The organism is Bradyrhizobium sp. AZCC 1577 (genome assembly GCF_036924575.1).
In the GTDB taxonomy this organism is placed as follows: Bacteria; Pseudomonadota; Alphaproteobacteria; order Rhizobiales; family Xanthobacteraceae; genus Bradyrhizobium.
In genome coordinates this window covers 1879161-1906143 of sequence record NZ_JAZHRQ010000001.1, presented here as the reverse complement: position 1 = coordinate 1906143, position 26983 = coordinate 1879161, and the positions used below count along the sequence as shown (strand labels likewise).

Below are 26983 nucleotides of genomic sequence, written 5' to 3'. Positions count from 1 at the left end.
ACGCGAGCGCACCGTCGCCGAGGGGCGTTTCAAACCGGCTCATTGCCCGATTGTCCCGGATGTCGCTTTCCCCCTTCTACCTCCCTCACGAGGACGTGGAGGCGACCTGGCGCAGCGAGGCCAAGATTTGCGCCGGCTCCTCCCGCAGCGTGAAGTCGGGCTCGACGAACGCGCTGCAGATCCGGCCTTCCGCGTCGATCACGTAGGTCGCGGGAATGGGCAGCATCCACACCGGTGATCCGTGCCGGGCGCCGAAGTCGAAGCCTAGCCCGGAATAGTGCGCTTTGGTCTCGTCGGGCACCCGGAACAACACGCCATACGACATGGCAACGCCGTAGTCGACGTCGGAGAGCACCTTCAGGTCCAAGCCCAGGCTCCGCTTGAGCTGCCGCGGGAAGTCCCTCGTCTCGGGTGTCACGACGGCGAGGGTCGCGCCGACGCTCTCGAACTCGTCCTTCGCGGCCTGGAGGGCGCACAGCTCAGCGGTGCAGAACGGACACCAGCCGCCTCGGAAGAAACTCAGAACGAGGGGGCCGTTGCGGCGCAGCTGCTCGGAGGAGTGGAGACGGCCGTCGGCGTCCGGCAGGAGGAAGTCCGGCGCGTCGTCTCCGACCTTCAACGCCTGCGATGCCGCGTCCGCGTCGCGCAGCCAGCCCACGAGGTGGTTGTATGACTCCCAGTCCGCGGCGCTGAACGTCGTCAACAGCTCGGTACGAATCTGGGCGAGTGTCTTGTCGGTCTGGTTTGGCATCGGTGAGGTGTCGTCAGGCTGCGGATCGATTGGCTGGAAGCGGCTGGCCGCCGGCGTGCGTGTCGTGGTCATGCGGGCGCCCTCGCCACCTCCGGGACCGTTGCGTGCGGCACGCCCCGGTCGGAGACTTCGAACGACCAGTCGCGAAGCCGCGCGACCTTGACGAAAGCGTCCAGCGCCGGCGAGTAGCGGCGCCCCTGCACAGCCAGTAGCCGCACCTCCCGCGAAACCGGGTCGCCTTCGAGCGGAATGGTCTTGAGCGTCGGAAGGCGCGGCATGTGCTCGGGCGCCAGTATCACGCCGAAGCCAGCGGCGGCCAGGTGCTGCAGGTGCAAGTCGTGACCGCTGCAGTGGCCGAGGCGGGGCGGTTCCTCGGCGAAATACAACCGCTGGATCTTCCGGGCGACGTCGCATTCGGCGCGTTCGAGCAAGATGGTTTCACGGAGGTCGTCGATGCCAATGGAGGAACGGTTTGCGAGCCGGTGTGTCGGCGCGAGAACCGCGACGTAGCGCTCCTCGAACAGCGACCAGTCGTCGATGCGCTCGGGCATGTCCTGCACGTCCCCGACCATTGCGGCGTTGATCTCCCCCTCCAGCAAGAGGTCGACGAGCTTCGCCGCTGCGCCCTCGCGCAGCTCGACGTGAAGTCCAGGGACGAACTTTGCGATCTCCGCGATCGGATCGAGGACGAGCGACGCCGAGATGGAGGGGGCGAGGCCGATCTTCAGTGGCGCGACGTCCTTGCGTTGGAACTCCTGGGCCCTCCGACGCACCGCCTCTGCCGAGGCCAGTGTGCGCGCCAGCATCGGAAGGACTTCCTTTCCAAGGTCGGTGAGCTGCGTCAGCTGGCGTTCGCGGTAGATCAACTGGCCGCCAAGTTCCTGCTCGAGCTTCTGCACCCCCTTGGTCAGGGCGGGCTGCGTGACATTGCACTGCTCGGCTGCGCGGGTGAAGTTGAGTGTGGACGCGACGGCGAGGAAGTAGCGAACTTGATGAAGCTCCATGAGTTGTTCTCCGTGGCACTCGACGACGTGACGAGCACGCCGCAATCATGGGGCGTAGATGCAACTTGCATGCACACGTTGGAATGGCTCGGCCTAGTGATTTGGACGCACGGATACGTTTTCTGGAATCTCTGAGAGCCGAGCCAATGCGGCGAGGTAGGCGAGAACCGGGATCAGTGGGGTGCCGTTTGCTCGTCCCAACGGCCGTGCGCGAAGATGATGCGCTCGGGTTCCCGAGACAGCATCGTCTGCACAGCCAATTCGTGCCTGTGCCACCACGTGAAATTCAGCCGCAGATCACGCGACACGCCGCTGTACGGCGGTGCGATGCCGCCGATCGACTTGAGCAACAACAGCAACAGGCGATTGACTTTCCCGGGTTCAGGATTCGCCAGCAGGTTCGGTGAGAACGAGCGTGCGGCTCGCACGATGGAAGAACTCCACCTCCGTCATGTAGCTGCCGGGTATCGGAAGCGTGGCCATCTCTGTGTCCCAAGAATAGCCTGCGTCGGCTGCGAGCGGCAGGTCTTCGAATGGGATGCGGCCCCTCGGGAGCTCCCCAATGCGTGGCGCGAGGTAAACGTCGGCGTCGGGAAAAGCGTCCTTCCACTCTGGGATCCACCATTAGTGGATACAGTTCAGGCCGACGATGAACCGAACGCAGCAGTGTCCCGATGAGCTGCGTCGGGGAATGCAGGAAGAGCTCACGGGAGGCGAGCCGCACCAGGGTCATGCGCGTCGACAAGCGAAACTTCGGCCATGGCCAGCCAAACCGGATCACCGGCCGTCGACGATCCATACGCCTTCCGCAACACGCTTCAGTGTATTGATTTGGAGCGTAGGTGATCGACGGAGTTCTCAGTTCCTCTCGTCCCGCGCGCGGTCGATGACCGAGGAGCAGCGGAAATAAACCTGGGTCATGTTCGGCCTCCTTCAGTAGGACGACTGGCCCAGCTAGCCGATGCATCTTCAGCTCTTGGGACCTTCAACCTGTGAGAACGACGCACGTTCTTTCGCTTCAAGGCAACATGAGCTGCGCCGGCGGCACGTTGCTCGACTTCAGTCAATGGGAAGGTGAGAAGGAAGGAAGACCCTTCGGCGGCACAAGACGCATGAACGCGGCCACCCAAACTGCTGGCCAACTCGCCGACGATCGTTAGCCCGCGACCGCCCACAATGAGATCGGATGCCGAGCCATTGTCAGAGACCGCGCACCTTACGACGTTACCTGCAAGCAGCAACTTCACTTTCGCTTCCGGATGTCTTTCGTCGAAACGAGCATGTCGTGCCACATTGGTGAGCAGCTCGGATACGATCAACCCGAGCTTCCAGCAGCGTTCACCCTCAAGCCGCAAATCATCCGCCGAACACAAGAGACGTATACTCAGCCGGTCCAGTCGGCATTTCGTGATGGAGAAGCAAAGGTGCTGGAGGTACTTTGCGGCGTCGGTCAGGTGCCCAGGATCCGGCATGCGTAGTGCCTTGTGAACATCAGCGTAACCATGCAGGAGGTCTACCACATCGAGGAGCGCGGCCTTGACTGCTACGCCATCCGACTGCACCGCTTTGGCTGAAACTACGCAGATAGCGCTAGTGAGCTCGTTGTTCACTCTGTGGTTCAACTCACGAAGAAGCAACGACCCATCGAGATCCGGTAACGGTGCAATGTGCTTTGTCATTTCGGGCTCCAACGATCTTCCTCTCTGGCACCTGCCGCACCGAGCAGGCAGCAGAACCTTGCTCCCTCTTGATGCTGCTTAGAATGCCAGAGGCAGCTTGCAGTATTTTGTCCATTGCTGGTGGATTTAGACGGTTGATTTGGTTCGGGTTGGTCGAGAACAGTAGTCGTCGTCAGTAACTTTGAGTTATTCGCGCGGGTTATGACTGGACGGGCTTGCGCCGGCAGCCGTTTTCGAGTGTCGCGTCAGGCATCGGCGATCAGTGCGGCAATGTCCTTGAGCGGACGCCGGCTGAAATCCTTCGCGAACTCGCCTATGATCTTGCCTCTCAGGTCGCGGTGGAAGTGCTTGCGCATCTCCCCCAGGGTCCTTGGGTCGGAGACAACGACTAGGTGCTCTATGGTCCCGTCCAGGCTGAGCGTGTTCAGGAACGCGGCCGTCGCTGCCGCGAAGTCGTCCTCAACGAGCCGCCTGCCATCGGGGTTCGCAGAGCCGGTGTGATGCCGCGCACCCGAGCCTGAGCGGGCGGAAGCAGGCGGAGCGGCCGTGATCTCGACCAAGTGCACCCCAGGTTTCACGCCTGTATTGTGGAACAGGCGGATCGTCTCGCCGTCAGCGACTGCCACTGTCGTACCGGTAGGTAGGATCATCGAAAGACCTCCCGTTCATTTGCAAGCCGGCGCTCTGCGGCGCCTTTTCGATAACTTCTGGCGCGAAGCGCCCCAGAGCAGGGCAGTCCCAACGACGGCCGAAAGAATCGACGCGGCGAACACGGCGATCTTGGCGGCCGAGAAGTCGGTGGCGCTTGGAAACGCCTGCCCGGCAATGAAGAGCGACATCGTGAAGCCGATGCCGGCGAGGGCTCCCGCCCCGGCCAACTGCCGCCACGTGTACTGCGTCGGCTTGACGGCTACGCCTGCGCGCACGGCCGCCGCGGCGGCGAAGAAGACGCCGACCGGCTTTCCGATGGCGAGACCGGCGACGATCGCGGCCATGAGCCAACCATGCCCAGCGAAGACGCCTGGGTTGATCGCCACACCCGCATTTGCCAGTGCGAAAATCGGAAGGACAGCGTAGCTCGACCGCGCGCCGGCGTGCCGCAGCAGCCGGTCCGCGGGCGATTCAAGTCTGTCGTAGATTGCATCAAGCGCGTGCAGCGCCGGCGTGGAGGGGCCGTGTCTGAGAACTTCACCCTCGTGCCGGGCCTCGGAAGCAATGATGGTGCTGGCCTGCGTCATCAGGGCGGCCAAGTCGGCTGGCGGCCGCGTCGGAATGAACAGTGCAAGTACCACGCCGGCCAGCGTAGCGTGGAGGCCGCCCGCGTAGACGAACGCCCACAACGCGACGCCCAACAGGATGTAGGGCGACAGCAGGTAGACCCTCGATCGGCTCAGCAGCGCCAGCGCAACGACCATCGCCGCAGCCGCAGCCAGGTAGCCCGGATGGATATCGCCGGAGTAGAACACAACGACGACAACGATCGCACCGATGTCGTCGACGATGGCCACCGCGGTGAGGAAGATGCGCAGCTCAACGGGGACGCGGGCGCCCATCACGGCGATCAAGGCAAGCGCGAACGCGGTGTCGGTCGCCATCGGAACGCCCCATCCGTGCGACCACGTCCCCGCAGGGATAACCAGCGCATACAGAAGCGCCGGCACGACCATGCCGCCGAGCGCGGCCGCGATGGGAAGCGCGGCGGAGCGGCGGCTTGCGAGGTGGCCGACTGTCATCTCGCGCTTCACTTCCAATCCTACGACGAGGAAGAACACCGTCAGCAGGCCGTCGTTGACCCAATGTAGGATGGACATCTGAAAGGCTGCGTCGCCTAAGCTCACGCCGAGCTCCTGGCGCCAGAGCGCCTCGAACGCCGGCCCGACCGGCGAGTTCGTCAGGACGATCGCCGCCACGGTCGCAAGGGCCAGCAAAATGCCGGCGGACGCGCCCCAGCTGGCGAAGTCCAGGGCTGCCGTACGGACGCGGTGGCCGAGCGTGCCGAGCATCGCGTCGACGAGAGAGCTCTCGTCCCAGGGCCCGTCGTAACGCCGGCCGTTGATGTAGAAGGTCGGCGTGAACCTCACGCCGCTTGCGCGTGCGCTTCTGACGTCCGCCTCCACCCTCGCCCTCGCGCGCCGCACGGCGTCGCTGTCGCCGAGCACGAAGTCGGCGTTCACGCCGAGGTCGGCGGCCACCGCGACGAGGTCGTCCTCAGTGAGCTGCATCGACCTCGTCATCAGCTTGATGTGCGCGGACCAGAACGCCTCGGGCGTCTGGGCAAGCTCAGCGAGCTCGGCGGCCCGAAACGCAAGGCTGTTGTCCGTGAGCGGCCTGTGTCGGAAGGCGTAGCGGACGCGGTCACCGAGTTGGTCGCGTGCTTGCGCGATACGCTCGTTGGCGGCCCTGCAGTGCGGGCACGCGTAGCTTCCGTACTCGACGAGCGTGATCTCGGCATCGGCAGGGCCGAGCACGTGGTCCGTCTCGTGGTCGACCGGACGGTCGAGGCGGCCGGGCGGGATCATGAGCTCCATCGCTGAACCGGTCTCCAGGTGTTCGCGCCGGCTACGACGTCGGCGCAGCTGCCGCTGTGGAGCCCAGCTGTGTGCACGCGCGGGAGAAAGAGACGCACCAGCGTGCCGGCACCGCGCTCGCTCTCTATACCGATCGCGCCGCCTCGCCCTTCGGCGAATCGCCGGACATGGGCAAGTCCGAGGCCTGTGCCGCAGCCAGCGGCCTTTGTCGTGAAGTAAGGGGTGAACGCCTGCGAGAGGACCTCCTCGGTCATGCCCTCCCCGTCGTCGGCGACGACGATCTCGACGAACCGGCGGACCGCGCCGGCGGACGGCTCGACGTTCCGCGCCGCGACGGTGATCGTGCCGCCATTCGGCATAGCATCGGCCGCGTTTCGGCAGAGGTTCAGCAGCGCCAAGTACAGCTCCTCCGGGTCAGCGTCGAAGTCCCACAAATCAGGGGCGATATCGGTACGGACCGTGATGTCGGGACGCAACGCCTGGTTCAGCATGCCCGCAAGCGCTGCAAGACGGCTGCCTGCGACGAACTCGCCGATCGACTCGGCGCTCGGTCGGGCAGCGTCGAGGAACTGACGGCCGAGCAACGCTGCTCGCGTGATCGCGTGCTGCATCTTGCTAACGATGGCCTTTCGGTAGGTAACGTCGCTCTGGCACTCGAGCAGCCGCAGGCCGCTGCCGATCACAGCGAGAAGGTTGTTGATGTCGTGGACCACGAACTGCGCCATGTCCCCGATCGCCCCCGCCACCTCCGGCCCGCGGGAGGAGAACACGCCGCGCGTGTCGGACCGTCGGGCGGTCCGGCACAAGACCCCGGAGACCTCGCCGCCGCGCCCCACGAGCGGAATCTCCACGCACCTGAACGCGATGAGGCCGCCGCCGTCATCGCGGACGCTCCGCACCCTCGCACCGAATGCGCGCTGTACTCCAAGCGCAACGCCGGCGCCGTCCGCGAGCACGACGACATTCTCCAAGGGGCTCTCCACCGCACCGGGAAATGAAACGTGGGGTGTCTCTTTGATCTGCATTTCGCACCTCCTGGCTTGCGATCGTACAACGGAACGCCGACTTCGGCCCGTACACGAGGGCGGGCGACGACAGCTCGAAGATTGAGTCTATGGGGGTCTAAAGGAAAATCACCTCTGGCCATGGAGTCGATAGCCGGCCGTTATCGGAATGGCTGAGAGACGCTTGGCATGCTGCGGAGGTAGTGGGGCGCTTCCGTCTGCGAGCACTCGCCCGAGCGGAACTCTCGGCGACCGCGTCAAGTCTTCACGCTCCGATCATCCGGGCCTCTGTATTGCACGCGTTATTGAGATCATAGCTTTACCAGCGATTTCACGGCATAACGCTGGCTGTCGCGAGGGGATCGCGAGACCGTGGCCGATGGCCTGCACCTCGCGGCAATCAGGACTGCGAGCATAGACATGTCCCAGAGCATCGAAGGACAACCTGCCCTCGAACTCCGGGTCCCGTACTGGATCGATGCTGCAGGAAAGGAGTGCCCGCCTCTCACCCCGAGGAACTCGGTGCGCACCATAGACTTCTGTTTTTCTACCAACATTGGTGCGCCGGCTGCCATTCGCACGGATTTCCAACTCTACAAGCACTGGTTCAAAATCCCCGCACCAAGAACGTCGGATTTACTGCTGTCCACACATCACATTCGTGCTGTTTCTCCCGTGGATCTCCGCCTCCAGCCACGCGTCGAGCGGCGGCCGCGAGCGAGTAAAGCCGTGCAAATCGCTCCAAATTGCCGTTAAAATGAAGAAGGAGCCGCGTCCGCCGTATCCGGCAAGACCAAGGGACGGCTGGCATTTCTCCGGCGATCGAGTACGATTTCTCCGGGCCGGACAGAGGCCGCGCGTGTGGCGCACGAAGAGCTTGATCAGCCTACTTCAAGCCGAGGCCCGACGCCGGAGTCTGACAGATGCAGCAGTCGTTGAACGTCGCGCACTCGGATGGTAGCTCTCAGGTGTTGTGGGAGGACGGCGAGCGCGTGTTCAGCCGTGGCTGGCGACTGGACGACAATGGCAACCGGCTCGCCGTGCTGCTTGTTGCGCTTGCCGCCGACCACCCGTCTCAGTCGAGACTCGATCGCCTCACGCACGAATACGAGCTGAAAGATGAGCTCGACGGGGCATGGGCGGCGCGGCCGCTGGCCCTCATGCGCGACGCCGGTCGGACCGTGCTGGTGCTCGATGATCCGGGCGGCGAGCCGCTCGACCGTTTGCTCGGCGCGCCCATGGAGGTAGGACGCTTCTTGCGTCTGGCTATCGCTTTTACCTCGGCTCTGGGCAAGCTTCATCAGCGCGGGCTCATCCACAAAGACATCAAGCCAGCGAATATTGTGGTGGACCGCGCGGATGGACACGTGCGGCTCACCGGGTTTGGCATCGCATCGCGCTTGTCCCGCGAGCGGCAGGCGCCCGAGCCGCCCGAGATGATCGCCGGTACGCTGGCCTACATGGCACCCGAGCAAACCGGGCGGATGAACCGCTCGGTCGACGCGCGCAGCGATCTCTACGCCCTCGGCGTCACGTTGTACCAGATGCTCACGGGCGTTCTGCCCTTCACGGCGGCCGATCCGATGGAATGGGTGCACTGCCATATTGCAAGAGCACCGGTGCCGCCCAGCGAGCGGTTAAAAAACCTCCCAGGCTCCGTCTCTGCGATCATTATGAAGCTGCTCGCCAAGACTGCTGAGGAGCGTTACCAGACGGCTGCAGGCGCCGAGAGCGATCTACGGCGTTGCCTTGCTGAATGGGAAACCCGAGGCGATATCGACGAATTCCCGCCCGGGGGACACGACACTCCGGACCGGCTGCTGATCCCCGAGAAATTGTATGGTCGGACAGCCGAGATCGATACCCTCCTTGCGTCCTTCGACCGTATCGTCGCCGGCGGCAGGCCGGAGTTGGTGCTGGTTTCCGGATACTCCGGCATCGGCAAGTCCGCGATCGTCAATGAGCTTCATAAGTCACTTGTTCTGCCCCGCGGTCTTTTTGCATCGGGCAAGTTTGACCAGTACAAGCGCGACATCCCCTACGCCACGCTTGCGCAGGCCTTTCAGAGCCTGATCCGCCCGCTTTTGAGCAAGGCCGAAGCGGAGCTGCGGCAATGGCGGGAGGCGCTGCTCGAGGCGCTCGAACCAAACGGTCGACTCATTGTTGATCTCGTCCCGGAATTGAAGCACATCATCGGCGAACAGCCACCGGTCCCCGATCTGCCGCCACAGGATGCGCAGGGCCGCTTTCAGCTGGTGTTCCGGCGATTTATCAGCATATTCGCGCGGCCGGAACATCCGCTCGCGCTGTTCCTCGACGATCTCCAATGGCTCGATGCAGCAACGCTCGATTTGCTCGAGGATCTGTTGACCCGGCCGGATGTGCATAACCTGTTGTTGATTGGCGCTTACCGCGACAACGAAGTCGATCGCATCCACCCGCTTATGCGCAAGCTCGAAGCGATGCGCCAAGCTGGAGCGATATTGCAAGACATCGTATTGGCACCCCTAACCTGCGAAGACTTGGGACAACTAGTCGCGGACTCTGTTCACAGTGAACCAGGAAGAATTACGCCGCTGGCACAGCTGATCCACGAGAAAACAACCGGTAATCCGCTTTTCGCTATTCAGTTCATTTCTGCTCTCGCCGACGAAGCATTGCTCACTTTCGATTATGGCGAGGCACGATGGTGTTGGGACCTGAATCGCATTCACGCCAAAGGTTACACCGACAATGTGGTGGACCTTATGGTGGGGAAGCTGAAGCGCCTGTCCGCCGAAACCCGGAACGCATTGCAGAAGCTCGCCTGCCTGGGCAACGATGCAGGGTTCACCACGTTGCGGATCGTTTACCAGGACTCCGCGGAGGAAATGCATGGCCGGCTTTGGGAAGCGGTGCGAGCAGGGCTGATCTTTCGTTCGGAAGATTCCTACAAGTTTCTCCACGACCGTTTCCAGGAAGCCGCCTACTCCTTGATCCCGGAAGAATCGCGTGCCAAAGCCCATCTCCGAGTGGGGATGCTGCTCGCAGCGAAGACCCCTCCAGAGAAGCTGGAGGAGATGATCTTCGAAATCGTCAATCAGCTCAACCGCGGCTCGCATCTCATCACGTCAATTGAGGAGCTTGAGCGGGTTGCAGAGTTGAATTTGATTGCAGGTAAACGCGCCAAGACCTCGACAGCGTATGCCTCAGCGCTGACCTATCTGGTCTCCGGCGTAGCACTGCTGCCAGAGGACTCTTGGGAGCGCCTGCACGACCTGATCTTTGAGCTGGAACTGCACCGGGCCGAATGTGAGTTCCTCACTGGTGCACTGGCGGACGCCGAGCAGCGCCTGGCGGTGCTGTCGGCCCGTGCCGCAACGACGATCGAACGAGCCCGGGTCACGTGCCTACAGGTGGATCTTTACACGACCCTGGATCAGGGCAGCCGCGCGATCGCAGTCGGTCTAGACTATCTCCGCCACCTGGGCATCGACTGGTCCCCGCACCCGACGGAAGACGAGGCTCGGCGCGAGTATGAGCGCATCTGGTCGCAACTCGGCTCCCGCACGATAGAAAGCCTCATTGATCTGCCTTTGATGAGCGATGCCGCATCGCTCGCGACCCTCGATGTCCTGACGAAGCTCGGGCCGCCTGCCCACTATACGGATTCGAACGTACGTTCGATGGTCATCTGTCGAGCAGTCAATCTCAGCCTTGAGGGCGGCAATTGTGACGGCTCGTGCTACGCCTATACAGTGCTTGGCAGAATTGCTGGACCGGAATTCGGCGACTACGAGGCAGGACTTCGGTTCGGCCGTCTCGGTTATGAACTGGTCGAACAGCGCGGGCTAAAGCGCTTCCAGGCCAGGACCTATTTGAACTTTGGATACTTACTCATGTTCTGGACGAAACATGTCCGGGAAGGTCGTGATCTGCTGCGGCGTGCGTTTGAGACGGCAAACCAGATCGGTGACCTCACTTTCGCGGCGTACTACTACACCCACCTGAACACGTATCTTCTCGCGGCCGGAGATCCGCTCGATAACGTGCAAGTCGAGGTCGAGCATGGTCTCGCGTTCGCGCGGAACATACAGTTCGGCTTTGCGATTGACTCCATCGCCGGCCAGCTTGGGCTGATTCGGACACTCCGCGGCTTGACGCCGATTTTCGGTTGCTTTGACGATGGTCAGTTTGACGAACTCCTACTGGAGTCCCGCTTCTGCAGGAACCCGGATCTGGCGTTGGCCGAGGGCTCGTATTGGACCCGCAAGCTGCAGGCACGCTACTTTGCCGGCGACTATGCGGGTGCCCTCGAGGCCTCATTAAGGGCGCAACAGCTGCAGCCGACATCGGCGTCCTTTTTCGAATGCGCGGAATATCACTTTTACAGTGCGCTCTCCAGAGCAGCATCCTGCGAGTTCGCGGCGGCCGACCAATGGCAGGAGCATGTCGACGCACTGGCCGCGCACCACCGACAGCTCGAGGTCTGGGCGACGGCTTGCCCGGACAACTTCGAGAACCGCGCCGCGCTGGTCGGGGCGGAGATCGCCCGGATCGAAGGCCGCGCGCTCGATGCCGAACATCTTTACGAGCACGCTATCCACTCGGCACACACACACGGCTTGGTCCACAACGAGGCGCTCGCCAACGAAGTCGCCGCACGCTTTTATGCCGCACGCGGGTTCAAGAAGATCGCGCATGCCTATCTGCAGGACGCGCGGTACGCATACATCCGTTGGGGAGCCGACGGCAAGGTACGCCAACTCGACGAGTCGTATCCGCACCTCAGGGAGGAAAAGCCGGTTGCCGGCCCCACAAGCACGATCGGGGCACCCATCGAACAACTGGATCTAGCTACTGTTATCAAAGTCTCGCACGCCGTGTCGGGCGAAATCGTTCTAGAAAAACTGATCGACACGTTGATGCGCGCAGCAATTGAGCACGCGGGTGCCGGGCGAGGTCTGTTGATCCTTGCGGTAGGTGATGGGTATCGGATTGAGGCGGAAGTCACGACCACAAATGACACGGTGACCGTCGATCAGCGGCAAGCAAGTGTCACCGCTGCACATCTGCCAGAGTCCATCCTACACTACGTGATCCGGACGAAAGAGAGCGTTCTTCTCCACGATGCCGCAGCCGCGAACCCGTTTTCCGCCGATAAGTACATTCATCAGCATCACGCGCGCTCAATTCTCTGCCTGCCGTTGCTCAAACAGGGCAGACTGGCCGGTGTACTCTACCTCGAAAACAATCTGACGGCCCACGTTTTCACACCTGACCGCGTCACAGTGTTGAAGGTGCTGGCATCGCAGGCGGCAATCTCGCTCGAAAATTCGCGACTTTATCGCGACGTCGCAGATCGCGAAGGGAAGATTCGGCGTTTGGTCGATGCCAACATCATTGGAATCCTCATTGCCGACCGCGAAGGTCGAATTCGTGAAGCCAATGACGCGTTTCTACGCATCTTAGGATATGACCGTGAGGACTTGGTTTCGGGCCGCGTGCGCTGGACCGAGCTGTCCCCGCCCGAATGGCGCGAACGCGACATATTGACTCAGGAAGAACTGAACTCAACCGGAATAGTTCAGCCCTTCGAGAAGGAGTATGTCCGGAAAGACGGCGGCCGTGTTCCTGTGCTTATTGGCGCCGCTCTGTTCAAAGAAGGAGGCGACGAGCGCCTCGCATTCGTGCTCGATTTGACGGAGCGCAAGCGCGTCGAGGAAGCGCTTAGCCAAGCACAGAGACTCAGCCGCACCGGCAATTGGATCTATAACGCGACAACGATGCGTTACCTCTATTGGTCGGACGAGAGTTACAGGATCTGGGGGTTTGATCCGCTGCAAGGCCTTCCAAGTCGACAAAGTATGTGGGAACGCATTCACCCAGAGGACCGCGAAAGAGTGGTGGCAGCGGTGGGGACGGCCGTGCGACAGAAAACAGATTTTGTTGCCGAGTTCAGACTCCTCCTGCCCGATGGAACGATCAAATGGGTCGAAGGAACCAGCTATCATACGTTTTCCCCTCAGGGAACGCTGACCGAGGTTATCACCACAACCGTCGATGTGACGGAACGAAGGCGGGCACAGGACGAGCGCGAAAAGCTGCGCCAGCTCGAGTTGGATTTCGCCCACATGAACCGCGTGAGCATGATGGGAGAATTGGCCGCCTCGCTGTCTCACGAAATTCTGCATCCGATTGCTACCGCTCGTAACAACGCCCGTGCAGGGATGCGCTTTTTGGAAATGAGTCCACCAAATCTGGATGAGACCAGGGAAGCGCTCGCTTGCGTTGTCAGGGACGTGGACCGAGCCAAGGATATCGTTGGACGGATGCGTGATCACATCAAGAAGTCGCCTCCGCGAAAGGAGCGTTTTGATCTCAATTCGGCTACTAATGAAGTGATTGTACTGGCGCAAAGCGTGATCCACAGGAACGGCGTTTCGGTCCAGACTCGGCTTTCAGATGGACTGCTTCCGGTTATGGGGGATTGCGTTCAGGTGCAACAGGTCTTGCTGAACCTGATTCTGAACGCAGCTGAAGCAATGGGCTCGATTGAGGAGGGGGCAAGAGAGCTGTTGATCAGCACCGAGCAGGATCAGGCAGGCGCCCTCGTAGCCGTACGCGATTCTGGGCCCGGCATTGATGCGCAGCATCTCGATCGAGTGTTCGACGCCTTTTACACCACTAAGTCCAGTGGAACAGGAATGGGGTTGTCGATATGCCGCTCCATTATCCATGCTCATGGGGGTAAGTTGTGGGCGGAAGCGAACGAACCTCGTGGCGCGATATTTCAGTTCACCCTGCCGGCGGACAACGACTCATGAATTGTCTTCAGTCGGCTTACCCGGCTGCAGGGCCGAACGCAGGCATTGCTCGAGATAGTCATCGTCCACTGGCTTGCCAAGATAGCAAACAATCCCGTCTTCTAGAGCCTGATCTCTGACGACCTCATCGGGATAGGCGGTAATGAGGATCGTCGGAATCGCGTACCCTGCATCGACCAAATGCCTGTGCAGCTCGACTCCAGTCATTCCGGGCATGTGAACGTCGGCGATCAAGCAGGTGGTTTCTGGCAAAAAGCGCGACGCTAGGAAATCGGCTGCTGACGGAAACGCCTCAACACTATAGCCCATTAATCCTACGAGCTTTTGCATTGACTCACGATAGAGCCGATCGTCGTCGACGATGACTATCAATGTTCGGTTCAACATTGCCGGTTCCATGCACCTTCGTCGCTCCACACACTGCCGGCATCCTCGCGCCTGCATGAAATTTCTAGTGTCCGGGCACTTCGCCAACAATGCAATGACCGCGCTCCTAAGCGATGGCTTAGGTTCTCGGCTATTCGTTTAGGCGAAAGATACCTGTTCATCTCGACTGATTGTGCGTAGAATGACAAGGGTAGGAAAGTGCACTTCCCCCCGCAGGATACCGAGAATGGGTGAAGCAAATCCCAGTGTCTTGGTTATCGATGACGATCCCGAGTTTCGCGACTCGGTCGTGCGGCTGTTGCGGACAGTCGGCTTACCTGCCCGACAATTTTCGTCTGTTCCCGATTTCCTCAAGGCCGATCCGCCGGAAGGCCCTACTTGCCTGGTGCTCGACGTGAGAATGCCAGGGCGAAGCGGTCTTGAGCTTCAGCGAGACCTTGTCGCCGCAAACAGGCAAGTGCCGATCATCTTCATCACAGCGCACGCCGACGTGCCGATGACCGTGCAAGCGATGAAGGGCGGTGCGATAGAGTTCCTGACAAAGCCATTCCGTGATCAGGATCTGCTTGACGCCATCCAGGCCGGCCTCGCTCGCGATCGTGCCCGTCGAGAGAGTGATGACGCATTGGCTGCGCTCAAGGAGCGTTTCGACATGCTCAGCTCCCGCGAGCGTGAAGTCATGCTCCGCGTCGTGTCCGGTCGCCTAAACAAGCAGATTGCCAACGATATCGGTATCTCCGAATCCACGGTGAAGGTGCATCGCGTGAACCTGATGCGGAAGATGAAAGCACGTTCGCTTCCCGAGCTCAGCCGGATGGCGGACCTTCTCAATACAAGACTACAGCAGCCGCAAAACTCCTAAGCCGGAAAGGCATGGCTCGGCGTTTCGCGCGAGGACGCCGTCTATACGCGCAACTTGCGCCACCGCATTTGCTGCACCGCTCCCCCTCCCTAAGTGCCCATCCGGCTAAGAGATTCGGGCACGAGGATTACGCACTCGCTTCTAAGCGATCGCTTAGCACAGGCAGCCACAAGCGAACCTTACAGTACCTGCCGCGCAATCGACCGCAGCGCCCCGAGCCATCTAAATGCACCTCTCGTCGGAAAAACCGCCTTCCCAAGCACGCGAGGTTATAATGCCCGCATTCATCGGAGGCTTGGCGCATCCCGAACCGGGATTTGACGCAAATCACGGCGCTCAAAGTTCGGCGGACAAGACATTATCTATTCCGCCAACCAAAGTTTCATTCGGATCGTTTCGCCTGCTTCCGACACATTTTCTCTTGCTGGAAGGCGACGAGCCCGTCTCGACCTTTTTCGCTTCAGACGAACACGGGGGGCTTGGGATCGCCGCGGTCTGCGCTGTAGTGGCGGTCCGCCGGCGCGCTCGATTCGATCCTGACAGCCTTCGCGCTGGCCCCGGCCTCGGTGTAGCCCGCCGCGAGCGCACCGAGCCATGAACGATCGATTCTTAGCACTCAAACTGTTTGCCCGCGCCGCGCGCGTCGGCAATTTTTCCGGTGCTGGCCGCGAGCTCGGCCTGTCGCAGCCGTCTGCATCCCGGCTGATCGCCGCACTCGAGGAGGAGGTTGGCGCGACGCTCTTCAACCGCACCACGCGAGCGGTGAAGCTGACCGAGGCTGGCGCGACGTACCTGATGCGCGTCGAGGCGATCCTGGCGGCAATCGACGAGGCCGACCACGAAGCGCGCGGAACGGGAGAGTTGCGCGGCTCGCTCCGCGTCGGCACGTCGTCAAGTTTCGTACTCAGGGAAATCATCCCGCGGCTTCCCGCGTTCATGAAGCAGCACGCGGCGCTGAAGATCGAGCTCGTGGCGAACGACCGCTACCAGGACCTCGTGACCGAGGGCATCGACGTGGCGTTCCGGTTCGGCGCCCTGCCAGACTCGAGCGCGATGGCGCGCAAAATCATCCACCTGCCGAGGATACTCATGGCCTCCCCAGACTACCTACGGGAGCGCGGCACGCCCACGATGCCGTCGGACCTCGCGCGCCATTCGGTGATCATCGGTCCGGCGCACCCCTCACCGACTTTCTCCTTCCGCAAGGACGGTCGCGTCACCTCCGTGCGTGTTGACAGCCAGCTCGCTATCACCATCAATGAAGGAGTCACGGCAAGCGCCGTCGCCGGGCTCGGGATCGTCGCGTCGAGCGAAAACAGCGCGCGGGCAGAGCTCGAGGCCGGACAGCTCGTGCGGGTGCTGTCTGACTGGGATTTCGGCTCGATGGAACTGAATGCGCTCTTCGTCAACGGAAAGACCGTAAAGCCTGCCGCACGGGCACTTGCCGACTTTCTTCTCAGGGAACTCCGTGCTGCCGGGCTCGACGCGCGGCGACCGCCGAGCGAGAACGAGAGCACCGGCGCCCGATACCAAGGACGCGCCATCGCGAAGACCGCCGCGAAATTCCAAGGCTGAACGACGCGATCAGAACGCGGCAGAGTGCTGGCAGCGTCGATCGCGCAATCAAGCGGAAGGGTGCTGGCAGCGTGGAAGAGGAGGCAGAGCGCCAGGTCGGCATGGTACCGAGCTGCTAGGGCAGTCGGCATCGGGTGCGCGCGAACCCGATGCGGAAGGCGGACGGCCGCCATAACGCGCGGCTATCGACTTCATGGCGTGACGTCATTTCCCATTCGCCGCGCGGAATTCCATGCTTCGCCGGTACCTCGCTCATCCGTCGCACAGCAGCTTCGCGTGTTGTGCGAGACAACGCTTCTTTCACCCGCCGACGGAGGAAATCCGCCATGGTCACTCGCGGTTTCACAGGCCGCCAATCCGGATCAGAACCATCGGACCGGATCCCCCCGGGACAGCACCTCGTCGATAATTTTCCGGTGCTTACGGCTGGCCCCACGCCGCGGATCGAGCCCGCGGACTGGACTTTCACGCTGAAGGTCGGACCTCGTCCGGTCAAAGCGTGGAGCTGGTCGGAGTTCAACGCGCTCCCACGAACCAGGATGACGCGAGACATCCACTGCGTGACCTCGTGGTCGAAGCTCAACACCGCCTGGGAGGGCGTGGCCGTCGACGACATTCTCGCCGACGCTGGCCTTAGCGCACCGACTCCGTTTGCGCTCGCACATTGCTACGACGGATACTCCACCAACGTGCCGCTCGCCGACCTCGCAAGCGGGAAGGCGATGGTCGCACTCAAGTATGAAGGCCAGCCGCTGCCGCAAGACCACGGGGGGCCGGCGCGCCTACTCGTGCCGCATCTCTACTTCTGGAAGTCGGCGAAGTGGGTGAACGGACTTCAGTTCACGGAGCGCGACGAGGCCGGCTTCTGGGAGCTGCGCGGATACCACATGTACGGCGATCCGTGGAAAGAACAGCGATACACGAATGACTGAAGCGATTGCCGCAACTGCGCGATGGCAGAGCTGTGCGATTGTCGAGATCGCGACGAGGACGCCGGCTATCAAGAGCTTCTTTCTCAGCCTCTCCGAAACGTTCGACCATACGGCCGGACAGCACGTTGACGTGCGGCTGACTGCGCCCAACGGCTACACTGCCATGCGCAGCTACTCGATCGCCTCGGCCCCGAGCGATTCCAAGGTGATCGAGCTGGCGATCGAGCGTCTCCCGGACGGCGAGGTCTCCCCATTCTTCCACGACGTCGCCCAAGTAGGCGACACGATCGAGCTTCGCGGGCCGCTTGGCGGACACTTTCTCTGGCCGGGGCCCTCCAGCAAACCAGTGCTCTTGATGGGCGCCGGCTCCGGCGTCGTGCCGCTCATGGCCATGATCCGGTATCGGAAGGCCAGCGGCGAGCCGGTGCCTGTCGCGCTGTCGCTCTCCTCCAGGACCTGGGGTGACGTGCTGTTCAGGGACGAGCTCCTCGAGCTCGAGAGCTCGCTTCCCGATTTCGCGCTCGCCTTGGCGCTGACACGCGAGCCTGCAAGGCGCCGCACCGACTTCAGCAGGCGGATCGACGCCAGGATAATCGCGGACGTCGCGGCGCGGCTGCCTGAGTCCCCCGGCTGCGCCTTCGTGTGCGGGTCGAACGCCTTCGTCGACATCGCGGCGAACGCTGCGCTCGCTTTGGGAATGGAAGCGGGAGCTATCAAGACCGAACGCTATGGCGCTTGAGAGACGATCCTTCTCGTTTTGCGAGAGGCTCGTTTTCGCAAACGCCAGATTATCCACTTGGCCAGTGCCAGCTACGGTCATACCGGCGCAAGGAGACGTGTCGGTGAAGGAAACGGGAGCCATGCGGATGCTGTCCAAAAGGATCGATGTCGATGGCTTGAAGGTCTACTGCCGTGAACGCGGCGCGCCTTGCCGGGGCACCTCGACATCGAGATCGACTGCATCGCAGCACTCTAGAAGCGGGATACGAACATGTTTTCAGTGATTTTTGAGGTCCTCCCCAATACAGAGAACTGGGATGAGTACCTGGACAACGCCAAGATGTTGCGCCCCGAGCTGGAGCATGTCGAAGGCTTCGTCGACAACATCCGCTACAAGAGCCTGACCCGCGAGGGTTGGATCCTTTCGCTTTCGAACTGGCGGGACGAGAAGTCGCTCGTCCGCTGGCGCACCCGCAAGCGCCATCACGAGGTCCAGCAGAAGGGTCGCGACGAAATCACGCCCGGCGACCTGATTCTGCTCATATCCTGGAAGGACGCCGCTGCGGCGCAGGCCTACGAGGACGCTTCCGCGCCGAATGACAATGCGAGGGTCCGTAAAGTGCGGATCGTGCGCGACTACGGGAAATACGACCGTCGCGAGGCGCCTCAGTACTACGCAGATGCCGAGGGCGGCGAGACCCTCCACGCCTGACACCGCTCCGTCGGGAAGGGCCGGCCTGCTGCGAGTTCGACTCTGCGTTCGCCCAAGCAAAGGCCCAGGCGGGGCCAGGTCGATCTCGCGAGGCGGCGGCGACGACGTCTTATCAAGGAGACCGGCTCGAGCGCTTGCGCTAACTCGGCCTGGGCGATGCGCGGCGTGAAGTGCTGCGGGCAATTCAAGCTGGAGCAAGACCGCACGCTCGACCTTGGCTTTGTAGCCAGGCGACGCGAGGCACTGCGCCAGATCGGTGTCGTCCTTCAGGTCTCTCAATTCCGTGAGGCTGATCCTGCAGGACCACGAGCCCGACCCGATTCCAGTGCACCTCGTGCACGCGAGACCGGGCGATCCTGCCCCTGAAGCTGCGCCGCTTCACGGAGTTCGCCGCGTCTCGGCTGCGCAAGTCGGCTGACCTGGCGAAGTTCTCTGCGCCGAAGCAGCGCCGAAAAGAAGAAGTAGCCGGCTCACGCGTTCGGGTGTCCACTCATGCATAACAAAAATAACTCAAACTCGCGCGGCGCGCCTACCGGAGCCGCACTGGACAAGCGATTATCCTTGCGGAAACTGGACCACGCGCGACGAGCCAAATGTCACTCCAAGACGAACTGGACGTCCTAAAAGCCGAGTGTCTCGCCAAGGCCCCGCCGAACGTGACGCTGGCGCGGCAGCGGGCAGTCGAGGCGCTGGCCGCGTCCGGGCTCGCCGAGAGGGCGGCCCACGCCGGCGAGCAAGCCCCCGCCTTCCGGTTGCGTGACGGCCACGGCCGGTCGTTCTCGTCGCGCGAGGCGCTGCGCCGCGGCCCGGTCGTCCTCGTGTTCTACAGGGGACGGTGGTCCCCCTATTGCAACGTCGAGCTCCGCGCGGTCGAGGCCGCCTCTCACGACATACGCAGCCTCGGCGCCTCACTGGTCGCCGCCTCGCAGCAGACGCCGCACAACAGCCTGGAGACCCAAAGGCGCAACGGGCTTTCGTTCGCAAGCCTGGTCGACGCGGGAGGCAAGGTCGCGCACGCTTTCGGCCTGCGCTGGAAGGCCTCCGACGAACTGCGCGCTGTCCATGAGGGCTGCGGCGCCGACCTTGCAGCCTTCAACGGCGACGCGAGCTGGACCTTGACCATGCCGGCCCGGTACGTCGTGGCGCCCAGCGGAACGATCGAGTACGCCGACATCAGTGTCGACTACACGCGGCGCGGCGACCCGTCCGAACTGATCCCGGTCCTCGCCCACCTCGCTGGAGCGCCTTAACGGAGAACAACCCATGGAGCTTCATCAAGTACGCTACTTCCTCGCCGTCGCGTCCACACTCAACTTCACCCGCGCAGCCGAGCAGTGCAATGTCACGCAGCCCGCCCTGACCAAGGGGGTGCAGAAGCTCGAGCAGGAGCTCGGCGGCCAGTTGATCCACCGCGAACGCCAGCTGACGCAGCTCACCGACCTTGGAAAGGAAGTCCTTCCGATGCTGGCGCGCACACTGGCTTCGGCGGAGACGGTGCGTCGCAGGGCCCGGGAGTTCCAACGCAAGGAGGTCGCGCCACTGAAGATCGGGCTCGCCCCCTCCATCTCGGCGTCGCTCGTCCTCGATCTGATCGCGGAGATCGCAAAGTCCGTCCCTGGACTTCACGTCGAGCTGCGCGAGGGCGCAGCGGCGAAGCTCGTCGACCTCTTGCTGGAGGGGGAGATCAACGCCGCAATGGTCGGGGACGTGCAGGACATGCCCGAGCGCATCGACGACTGGTCGCTGTTCGAGGAGCGCTACGTCGCGGTTCTCGCGCCGACACACCGGCTCGCAAACCGTTCCTCCATTGGCATCGACGACCTCCGTGAAACCATCTTGCTCGAACGCGCCGAATGCGACGTCGCCCGGAAGATCCAGCGGTTGTATTTCGCCGAGGAACCGCCCCGCCTCGGCCACTGCAGCGGTCACGACTTGCACCTGCAGCACCTGGCCGCCGCTGGCTTCGGCGTGATACTGGCGCCCGAGCACATGCCGCGCCTTCCGACGCTCAAGACCATTCCGCTCGAAGGCGACCCGGTTTCGCGGGAGGTGCGGCTACTGGCTGTGCAGGGGCGCCGCTACTCGCCGGCGCTGGACGCTTTCGTCAAGGTCGCGCGGCTTCGCGACTGGTCGTTCGAAGTCTCCGACCGGGGCGTGCCGCACGCAACGGTCCCGGAGGTGGCGAGGGCGCCCGCATGACCACGACACGCACGCCGGCGGCCAGCCGCTTCCAGCCAATCGATCCGCAGCCTGACGACACCTCACCGATGCCAAACCAGACCGACAAGACACTCGCCCAGATTCGTACCGAGCTGTTGACGACGTTCAGCGCCGCGGACTGGGAGTCATACAACCACCTCGTGGGCTGGCTGCGCGACGCGGACGCGGCATCGCAGGCGTTGAAGGTCGGAGACGACGCGCCGGACTTCCTCCTGCCGGACGCCGACGGCCGTCTCCACTCCTCCGAGCAGCTGCGCCGCAACGGCCCCCTCGTTCTGAGTTTCTTCCGAGGCGGCTGGTGTCCGTTCTGCACCGCTGAGCTGTGCGCCCTCCAGGCCGCGAAGGACGAGTTCGAGAGCGTCGGCGCGACCCTCGCCGTCGTGACACCCGAGACGAGGGACTTCCCGCGGCAGCTCAAGCGGAGCCTGGGCTTGGACCTGAAGGTGCTCTCCGACGTCGACTACGGCGTTGCCATGTCGTATGGCGTGTTGTTCCGGGTGCCCGACGAGACCAAAGCGCACTATTCCGGGCTAGGCTTCGACTTCGGCGCCCGGCACGGATCACCGGTGTGGATGCTGCCCATTCCCGCGACCTACGTGATCGACGCGGAAGGCCGGATCTGCAGCGCGTTCGTCGAGCCCGACTTCACGATACGGGAGGAGCCAGCGCAAATCCTGGCCTCGCTGCGCCAGGCCGCTTCCACATCCTGGCTGGAAGGGTCCGCCATCCAGCGCCAAGACCACGCAGTCGCACTAGGCAAGGAAGCGAACAAACGATGACTTTCTCCTTGGTGATCTGATGATCAACGTCTGCCGACAGACGAGCGTCGCCCTGACACGCGACGGGTCGCGCGCGCCGCTGAAAGAGATAAAATGTCGGTGGAGAGCAACGTCGTTGAAGGTGTTACAAAGCCGGCATCCGACCAGCCGGACTATGATGCCTTCGTCAGCTATGCGACGAACGAGTCTCGCCGCAGCGAGTCAGTTCGCGCATTTAAGGGCGGCGGGCGCCTCTTCCTGGCTTGGAAGGTGATCCCAAACCTCGCGAGCTTGGTTTCGATTGGTTTGCTGTCCTCAATACGGCCTTCCGCCATGCTGTGCAGCTTGGCTAACTCTCCGGAAATGTCACCCCGCACACGCTGCGCCACACAGCCGCGACATGAAAGGGCCTGGGTCGGCGCGTTCGACAAGCCAATGACAAAGGAGCAAGTGCTGGCCGTGGCAAAACCCTTCTTCGCGCATTGATTGATAACAAGCATTGGTCAGGCATGTCGGCCCACCTCAACGAAAGGCATCAAAATGCGAGCATCTGCTTATCTGGACATTGCCGAGAGAACATTCGGATCACGTGGATCGCTTGCCCTTCTCCGCTGGGCGCTTGCGATCGTGTTCCTTTGGTTCGGAGGAATGAAGTTTACGAGTTATGAAGCTCATGGCAATGCGCCGCTCATCGATCACAGTCCCTTTATGAGCTGGCTTAACGTCGTGTTCGGCGTACAGGGAGCAAGCTATGTGATCGGTGTGATTGAGTTGTCGACAGCGGTGGTGCTTATACTTGGGGCTTTTAATGCAGCCGCGTCCGCGCTCGGCGCGGCGATGTCCAGCGTGACATTTGTCATTACGCTTTCGTTTTTTCTGACCACACCGGGAGTAGCGGAGCCGACCGCAGGTGGGTTCCCGGCAATATCCGCACCGATCGGGCAGTTCCTGCTTAAAGACCTTGTGCTTTTAGCAGCCTCCGTCAATCTTTTACTCGCCTCGATCCGTGTTCACCCGAAGTAGGCGCAGGATGTTGGAAGTGAATAAAAGGTTCTGAACCCGTGTCTGATCGTGTGCCGGTCCGGAATGCTTTGACTTCATCGCGCTGTGGCGAAATATCATCGTTCGGTGACGAAGCTGACGAGCAATCAGCGGACGCGATTACCTCGAAATCCGGGAGGCGGCTTCTCGGCATAGCCATTGTACCCGGAAGCTGTAAGAGCTACCTCGTGCGTACGAGACAGCAACGGGCGGCTGGCGCACCGGTGCGCAGCACGTAGAAGCTGTCGAGCGCGGCTTCTGCGGCGATGGTGGCATGATCGTGCATGAAGCGCAGCGCGCTGTCGATGACGGTAGTGTTTGGCGACGCGGCGAATGAGCAAGGTGCCGACGGCGCGGCCGATCTTGTCGGCCTCCGCGTGCGCTCTTCGGCGAGAGCGGGGATTCTTGCAGACGAAGAGGCGCGTTGGCGCACCTCCGCACTACCGCAGCGATGCGCTGGTTGGCCCGGAGCTCGCAGGCCATTAGGCGCACCTGGCTGGCGCGTGGAATCAATCATCTGGCGCGGTCGCGAGCGGCCGGCGCCCGGGCCCGTGCGGACGCACGGTCACGAACGCCGCGCGCCGCGGTCTCCGCCCCTAGGGGAACGTCAGGCCGAATGCGGTCGGATCGGGCTTCTCGCCGTCCCGGGGGACCAAGAAGCGCTCCAGTCCACCCGGCACGAAGCTGAGCAGCAGGGTCGCCTGATCGCCGACCACCTCGATCGTATGCGGCACACCGCGGGGAAGAGCCGCGTACGCGCCCGGCCCCACCTCGACGCGGGCATCGCCGACCCGCGCGATTAGCTGCCCCTGCACCACGTAGAGCAGTTCGTCCTCGCGGGAGTGGGTGTGCAGCGGCGGCTCCTCCCCGGCCCGCAACGTCCACAGGACAGCGCCATATTCGCCTCCGGACTGGCTGCTCTCTACTTTCACCTCGACGCTCGAACCCCCGCTCGAGGTCACCGTCTTGCCACCGTGGGCCGGCGTGAGAACCGGCTGCTTGACTGACATTTATAGCCTCCTGATTGTGAACCCTTGTTCAAGTCTCGCAGTGGCGGCGCAAGCCAATGTGCACGCATACTGCGAACGAGTTGGAGGATGTCGCCGCCGCCGGATAAAGGGAAATGCCCTGTGACTATCTATCTTATAACCACTTATCATAGACCTTGATTCAGACGCGATCGCATCGCGGCAAGCTTGTCTGCTGCAACTCCCGGAGCCACCGCATCTTCGACCGCAGTTCTGTCCATCATCCTCAGATTCTGCCGGGACGTGTCCATGCACTTGGCGAAAGGCACGGAAAAAGCTGTGGCGGGCTCCTATACGGACTGACCTAGGCGGGGACGAGTGCGTCGTTGCGAGGCGGGCGTTCGTTCTGCTTGCGCTTCCGCTTGGCGCTCTGTTGGTGTCGCGAGAGACGCGCGCCGTCCGATCATGCCGCCCGTCTTTTACATCGCGCGGCGATTTGAGCCCTGCGCCCGCTAATGGGATGGCGACGCGTGCGTCGACGAAACCACACAGCCTTGCTTAGGGCTGCGGTGGGTCAGGGGCATACCCGAGAACGAAGGCGACGACCTTCTCAGCCGGCATTTCACATGGACGCAAAGAGTCCTCGCCCGACCTCAGCCGGTAGAGGTTGAAGCTAACGATATCGCCGCCGGCAAGCGCTCGCGCGAACAGGCTGATCCGCTTTCCGTTACGAGACGTCCGCACCGTGACGCCATATCGGCGCCCTTCGTACCGGCCTTCGCCGTACCCACACGGAATGGCGGCGAGCGCCGATTCAAACTCTCGTCCCAGCAATGTCCGACCCCGTTCCTTCTGGGCAAGTGAAGCAGTCCCCGGCAGATGGAAACACCTCGGGCAGCGATCCGCATGGCATCGTTTCGATAGCCGGAAGTGATTGGACGGCCGCCCACCTCGAGCCTATCTTCAATGCAGAATAAAAGGAGTTCCGCAAATGCCGACCTACGGGAAAAACCCAGAAGCAGTCTCGAAGTTGACTCCCGAGCAGTACCGCGTCACGCAGACTGACGGGACCGAGCGCCCCTTCGCCAACGAATACTGGGACAACAAGGAGCCTGGCCTCTACGTCGACGTGGTTTCCGGCGAGCCACTCTTTGCGTCCTTCGACAAGTTCGACAGCGGGACGGGATGGCCGAGTTTCACGCGGCCCCTCGAGGCCGCGAACGTCGTCGAGAATGTTGACAGTTCGCACGGCATGACACGGACCGAGGTCCGCTCCAAGCATGGCGACAGCCATCTAGGCCACGTCTTCCCGGACGGGCCGCGTGATAAGGGCGGGTTGAGATACTGCATGAACTCGGCCTCCCTGCGATTCATCCACCGCGATCAATTGGAGAGCGAGGGGTACGGCGAGTACGCGAAGCTCTTCGCAAAGCAGGAGGCCTGACGATGGCAGCAATCACAGAACGCGCGATCCTGGCAGGTGGTTGCTTCTGGGGAATGCAGCAGCTGGTGCGGCGCCTGCCCGGCGTCGTCTCGACGCGAGTCGGCTACTCGGGCGGCGATGTCAAGAACGCAACGTACCGCAACCACGGCACGCACGCGGAAGCGATCGAGATCACGTTCGACCCGAGCAAGACGAGCTTCCGCGACCTGCTGGAGTTCTTTTTCCAGATCCACGACCCGACGACGCCCAACCGGCAGGGAAATGACCGAGGCACAAGCTACAGGTCGGCGATCTTCTACACGAACGAGGAGCAGCGCCGCGTCGCCGAGGACACCATCGCCGATGTCGAGGCCTCAGGGCTGTGGCCGGGAAAGGTTGTGACCGAGCTCTCGCCCGCTGGCGATTTCTGGGAGGCCGAGCCCGAGCACCAGGACTACCTGGAACGCTATCCGAACGGCTACACCTGCCACTTCGTCCGCCCGCACTGGAAGTTGCCGCGGAGGACCGCCGCCTAACGGAGACCGCGGTACGTGTGTCCAGTGCTCGCCCCTACCCGTGCTTTCGCGCGGTCAGCGAGTACAACGGCAAGTCCATGTCCGGGCAGTTCGTTTTGCGAGGCGGTTCGTGCGTGACGCCGTCGGGCCACCTCCGCGCGAGCTACCGGAATTTCTTCCTGCGCACACGCGTTGGCAATTCGGACCTCCGCTTGGCGGAGTATGCGTAAGTCCATCGCATTCGACGAAACCACAAGGAGAGACCAGATGACCACGGACAAGATCGCTCAAAACATGGAAGTGATCGGCGCAGATGGCGTCCACGTCGGCACCGTCGACGGTGTCACCAACGGGCGCATCAGGCTCGCGAAGCGGGACAGCGGCGAGGGGCGGCACAAGGGACACGCGCATTTCATTGACCTCGGGCTGGTCGCCGACGTCGAGGGGCAGAGGGTCCGCCTCTCCGCGAACGCGGCGGTGGCGGTGACGTTCGAAGAGGAGCAGTCGGGAAAGCCCGTCTGACGAAGGAAGGCCTGACGATCCTGGTCACGCACAAGGCATAAAAAAGCGCGAACCGGTGACAAGAAAGCCGTTTCGCACCGCATGCCGCACGCTAGGGCTTGGGCCGACGAAACAAAAAGGCCTTGGCGCCGAAGCTGGATCAACTACGCGCAATGACGACGGTCGTCGCCGACCTGCACGAGAACCGAGAGGACGGATGGCAACTTACACGATACAGATTCCAGGAGGCCGGCTTTCCGATCAGCGCAAGGCCGCGCTTCCGGAGGCGATCAAGGATGCGCACGCGAAGACGACCGGTGCGCCCCGCGACCTCACCCAAGCGACCGTGCTTGAGATCTCGTCGGCATGCTTCTGGTTGCACGGCACACCGTTGGAGTGCCATCAGATCTTTGTCCATGGCTTCGTCACGGGCCACGCGGGGCGTTCTTGCGGGCCGGCGCTACGCGACGCCGTGGCCACTGCGGTGGCGAGTGCCGCCGACTTCGAACTGGGGAGCGTCGTGGTGACGATCTCTGAGGTGACGGCCGACAAAATGAAGCCGGCCACCTTCGCCAACCAGTGAGTGAACTCCGGCCA

24 protein-coding genes are annotated in these 26983 nt (G+C 62.4%); 15 read left to right on the top strand and 9 right to left on the bottom strand.

Going from position 1 to position 26983, the window contains the following annotated elements; genetic code table 11:
* Window positions 1-85: 85 nt before the first annotated feature.
* The 7 genes from V1278_RS08905 to V1278_RS08875 form a co-directional block, all read right to left on the bottom strand.
* Window positions 86-823, bottom strand: coding sequence for a peroxiredoxin-like family protein (locus V1278_RS08905; RefSeq protein WP_334380361.1), 738 nt, complete (start codon window positions 821-823; stop codon window positions 86-88).
* Window positions 820-1755 (bottom strand): LysR family transcriptional regulator, encoded by a 936-nt coding sequence (locus V1278_RS08900; protein ID WP_334380360.1) that lies wholly within the window; start codon window positions 1753-1755, stop codon window positions 820-822. The genes V1278_RS08905 and V1278_RS08900 overlap by 4 nt, the downstream gene beginning before the upstream one ends.
* Window positions 1756-1928: 173 nt before the next feature.
* Complete coding sequence (locus V1278_RS08895) at window positions 1929-2183, bottom strand: hypothetical protein (protein ID WP_334380359.1); 255 nt, start codon at window positions 2181-2183, stop codon at window positions 1929-1931.
* A gap of 489 nt (window positions 2184-2672) precedes the next feature.
* A complete protein-coding gene (locus V1278_RS08890) occupies window positions 2673-3434 on the bottom strand; it encodes a sensor histidine kinase (RefSeq protein WP_334380358.1) in 762 nt (253 codons plus the stop codon).
* Between the two features lie 245 nt (window positions 3435-3679).
* Window positions 3680-4084 (bottom strand): baeRF12 domain-containing protein, encoded by a 405-nt coding sequence (locus V1278_RS08885; protein WP_334380357.1) that lies wholly within the window; start codon window positions 4082-4084, stop codon window positions 3680-3682.
* A gap of 15 nt (window positions 4085-4099) precedes the next feature.
* Entirely contained in the window at window positions 4100-5962 is a 1863-nt protein-coding gene (nhaA, locus tag V1278_RS08880; protein WP_334380356.1) for a Na+/H+ antiporter NhaA, read from the bottom strand.
* Entirely contained in the window at window positions 5950-6987 is a 1038-nt protein-coding gene (locus V1278_RS08875; protein ID WP_334380355.1) for a two-component system sensor histidine kinase NtrB, read from the bottom strand. Before V1278_RS08875 ends, nhaA begins: the two co-directional genes overlap by 13 nt.
* A gap of 902 nt (window positions 6988-7889) precedes the next feature.
* Here V1278_RS08875 and V1278_RS08870 point away from each other — a divergent pair.
* Window positions 7890-13772 (top strand): AAA family ATPase, encoded by a 5883-nt coding sequence (locus V1278_RS08870; RefSeq protein ID WP_334380354.1) that lies wholly within the window; start codon window positions 7890-7892, stop codon window positions 13770-13772.
* Here V1278_RS08870 and V1278_RS08865 read toward each other — a convergent pair.
* The gene (locus tag V1278_RS08865; protein WP_334380353.1) at window positions 13767-14159 is read right to left on the bottom strand and encodes a response regulator transcription factor; all 393 of its coding nucleotides are present in this window, start codon (window positions 14157-14159) and stop codon (window positions 13767-13769) included. The two genes, V1278_RS08870 and V1278_RS08865, sit on opposite strands and share 6 nt — an antisense overlap.
* 226 nt (window positions 14160-14385) lie before the next feature.
* On the opposite strand from V1278_RS08865, the gene V1278_RS08860 reads away from it, so the two are divergent.
* From V1278_RS08860 to V1278_RS08815, 10 genes are all read left to right on the top strand, one after another.
* Window positions 14386-15021 (top strand): response regulator transcription factor, encoded by a 636-nt coding sequence (locus V1278_RS08860; RefSeq protein ID WP_334380352.1) that lies wholly within the window; start codon window positions 14386-14388, stop codon window positions 15019-15021.
* Window positions 15022-15615: 594 nt separating this feature from the next.
* Complete coding sequence (locus V1278_RS08855; RefSeq protein WP_334380351.1) at window positions 15616-16596, top strand: LysR family transcriptional regulator; 981 nt, start codon at window positions 15616-15618, stop codon at window positions 16594-16596.
* A gap of 326 nt (window positions 16597-16922) precedes the next feature.
* Window positions 16923-17528, top strand: a complete 606-nt coding sequence (locus tag V1278_RS08850) for a sulfite oxidase-like oxidoreductase (RefSeq protein WP_334380350.1) — start codon at window positions 16923-16925, stop codon at window positions 17526-17528.
* The gene (locus tag V1278_RS08845) at window positions 17521-18267 is read left to right on the top strand and encodes a ferredoxin reductase (RefSeq protein WP_334380349.1); all 747 of its coding nucleotides are present in this window, start codon (window positions 17521-17523) and stop codon (window positions 18265-18267) included. Before V1278_RS08850 ends, V1278_RS08845 begins: the two co-directional genes overlap by 8 nt.
* A gap of 252 nt (window positions 18268-18519) precedes the next feature.
* The gene (locus V1278_RS08840; protein ID WP_334380348.1) at window positions 18520-18960 is read left to right on the top strand and encodes an antibiotic biosynthesis monooxygenase family protein; all 441 of its coding nucleotides are present in this window, start codon (window positions 18520-18522) and stop codon (window positions 18958-18960) included.
* Between the two features lie 593 nt (window positions 18961-19553).
* Window positions 19554-20210, top strand: coding sequence for a peroxiredoxin-like family protein (locus tag V1278_RS08835; RefSeq protein WP_334380347.1), 657 nt, complete (start codon window positions 19554-19556; stop codon window positions 20208-20210).
* A gap of 13 nt (window positions 20211-20223) precedes the next feature.
* Window positions 20224-21159, top strand: coding sequence for a LysR family transcriptional regulator (locus V1278_RS08830; protein ID WP_334380346.1), 936 nt, complete (start codon window positions 20224-20226; stop codon window positions 21157-21159).
* Window positions 21156-21959 (top strand): peroxiredoxin-like family protein, encoded by an 804-nt coding sequence (locus V1278_RS08825; RefSeq protein ID WP_334380345.1) that lies wholly within the window; start codon window positions 21156-21158, stop codon window positions 21957-21959. The genes V1278_RS08830 and V1278_RS08825 overlap by 4 nt, the downstream gene beginning before the upstream one ends.
* A 93-nt stretch (window positions 21960-22052) precedes the next feature.
* The gene (locus V1278_RS08820; RefSeq protein ID WP_334380344.1) at window positions 22053-22424 is read left to right on the top strand and encodes a hypothetical protein; all 372 of its coding nucleotides are present in this window, start codon (window positions 22053-22055) and stop codon (window positions 22422-22424) included.
* 54 nt (window positions 22425-22478) lie between these two features.
* The gene (locus V1278_RS08815; protein WP_334380343.1) at window positions 22479-22961 is read left to right on the top strand and encodes a YkgB family protein; all 483 of its coding nucleotides are present in this window, start codon (window positions 22479-22481) and stop codon (window positions 22959-22961) included.
* A 614-nt stretch (window positions 22962-23575) separates the two neighbouring features.
* On the opposite strand, the gene V1278_RS08810 is transcribed toward V1278_RS08815, so the two are convergent.
* A complete protein-coding gene (locus tag V1278_RS08810; RefSeq protein WP_334380342.1) occupies window positions 23576-23989 on the bottom strand; it encodes a cupin domain-containing protein in 414 nt (137 codons plus the stop codon).
* 949 nt (window positions 23990-24938) lie between these two features.
* On the opposite strand from V1278_RS08810, the gene msrB reads away from it, so the two are divergent.
* The 4 genes from msrB to V1278_RS08785 all read left to right on the top strand — a co-directional run bounded on the left by msrB (window position 24939) and on the right by V1278_RS08785 (window position 26969).
* On the top strand, window positions 24939-25391 hold the full coding sequence (gene msrB / locus V1278_RS08800) for a peptide-methionine (R)-S-oxide reductase MsrB (RefSeq protein WP_334380340.1): 453 nt from the start codon (window positions 24939-24941) through the stop codon (window positions 25389-25391).
* A 2-nt stretch (window positions 25392-25393) separates the two neighbouring features.
* Window positions 25394-25906, top strand: a complete 513-nt coding sequence (gene msrA, locus V1278_RS08795; RefSeq protein ID WP_334380339.1) for a peptide-methionine (S)-S-oxide reductase MsrA — start codon at window positions 25394-25396, stop codon at window positions 25904-25906.
* A gap of 246 nt (window positions 25907-26152) precedes the next feature.
* The gene (locus V1278_RS08790) at window positions 26153-26407 is read left to right on the top strand and encodes a DUF2171 domain-containing protein (protein ID WP_334380338.1); all 255 of its coding nucleotides are present in this window, start codon (window positions 26153-26155) and stop codon (window positions 26405-26407) included.
* Between the two features lie 196 nt (window positions 26408-26603).
* Window positions 26604-26969, top strand: coding sequence for a tautomerase family protein (locus V1278_RS08785; protein WP_334380337.1), 366 nt, complete (start codon window positions 26604-26606; stop codon window positions 26967-26969).
* Window positions 26970-26983 lie beyond the last annotated feature (14 nt).

Bases quoted from the DNA above. Each gene is read 5' to 3' on its own strand.
- V1278_RS08905 (WP_334380361.1), bottom strand. From the start codon at position 823: ATGACCACGACACGCACGCCGGCGGCCAGCCGCTTCCAGCCAATCGAT.
- V1278_RS08900 (WP_334380360.1), bottom strand. From the start codon at position 1,755: ATGGAGCTTCATCAAGTTCGCTACTTCCTCGCCGTCGCGTCCACACTC.
- V1278_RS08890 (WP_334380358.1), bottom strand. From the start codon at position 3,434: ATGACAAAGCACATTGCACCGTTACCGGATCTCGATGGGTCGTTGCTT.
- V1278_RS08885 (WP_334380357.1), bottom strand. From the start codon at position 4,084: ATGATCCTACCTACCGGTACGACAGTGGCAGTCGCTGACGGCGAGACG.
- nhaA (WP_334380356.1), bottom strand. From the start codon at position 5,962: ATGGAGCTCATGATCCCGCCCGGCCGCCTCGACCGTCCGGTCGACCAC.
- V1278_RS08875 (WP_334380355.1), bottom strand. From the start codon at position 6,987: ATGCAGATCAAAGAGACACCCCACGTTTCATTTCCCGGTGCGGTGGAG.
- V1278_RS08870 (WP_334380354.1), top strand. From the start codon at position 7,890: ATGCAGCAGTCGTTGAACGTCGCGCACTCGGATGGTAGCTCTCAGGTG.
- V1278_RS08865 (WP_334380353.1), bottom strand. From the start codon at position 14,159: ATGTTGAACCGAACATTGATAGTCATCGTCGACGACGATCGGCTCTAT.
- V1278_RS08860 (WP_334380352.1), top strand. From the start codon at position 14,386: ATGGGTGAAGCAAATCCCAGTGTCTTGGTTATCGATGACGATCCCGAG.
- V1278_RS08855 (WP_334380351.1), top strand. From the start codon at position 15,616: ATGAACGATCGATTCTTAGCACTCAAACTGTTTGCCCGCGCCGCGCGC.
- V1278_RS08850 (WP_334380350.1), top strand. From the start codon at position 16,923: ATGGTCACTCGCGGTTTCACAGGCCGCCAATCCGGATCAGAACCATCG.
- V1278_RS08845 (WP_334380349.1), top strand. From the start codon at position 17,521: ATGACTGAAGCGATTGCCGCAACTGCGCGATGGCAGAGCTGTGCGATT.
- V1278_RS08840 (WP_334380348.1), top strand. From the start codon at position 18,520: ATGTTTTCAGTGATTTTTGAGGTCCTCCCCAATACAGAGAACTGGGAT.
- V1278_RS08835 (WP_334380347.1), top strand. From the start codon at position 19,554: ATGTCACTCCAAGACGAACTGGACGTCCTAAAAGCCGAGTGTCTCGCC.
- V1278_RS08830 (WP_334380346.1), top strand. From the start codon at position 20,224: ATGGAGCTTCATCAAGTACGCTACTTCCTCGCCGTCGCGTCCACACTC.
- V1278_RS08825 (WP_334380345.1), top strand. From the start codon at position 21,156: ATGACCACGACACGCACGCCGGCGGCCAGCCGCTTCCAGCCAATCGAT.
- V1278_RS08820 (WP_334380344.1), top strand. From the start codon at position 22,053: ATGTCGGTGGAGAGCAACGTCGTTGAAGGTGTTACAAAGCCGGCATCC.
- V1278_RS08815 (WP_334380343.1), top strand. From the start codon at position 22,479: ATGCGAGCATCTGCTTATCTGGACATTGCCGAGAGAACATTCGGATCA.
- V1278_RS08810 (WP_334380342.1), bottom strand. From the start codon at position 23,989: ATGTCAGTCAAGCAGCCGGTTCTCACGCCGGCCCACGGTGGCAAGACG.
- msrB (WP_334380340.1), top strand. From the start codon at position 24,939: ATGCCGACCTACGGGAAAAACCCAGAAGCAGTCTCGAAGTTGACTCCC.
- msrA (WP_334380339.1), top strand. From the start codon at position 25,394: ATGGCAGCAATCACAGAACGCGCGATCCTGGCAGGTGGTTGCTTCTGG.
- V1278_RS08790 (WP_334380338.1), top strand. From the start codon at position 26,153: ATGACCACGGACAAGATCGCTCAAAACATGGAAGTGATCGGCGCAGAT.
- V1278_RS08785 (WP_334380337.1), top strand. From the start codon at position 26,604: ATGGCAACTTACACGATACAGATTCCAGGAGGCCGGCTTTCCGATCAG.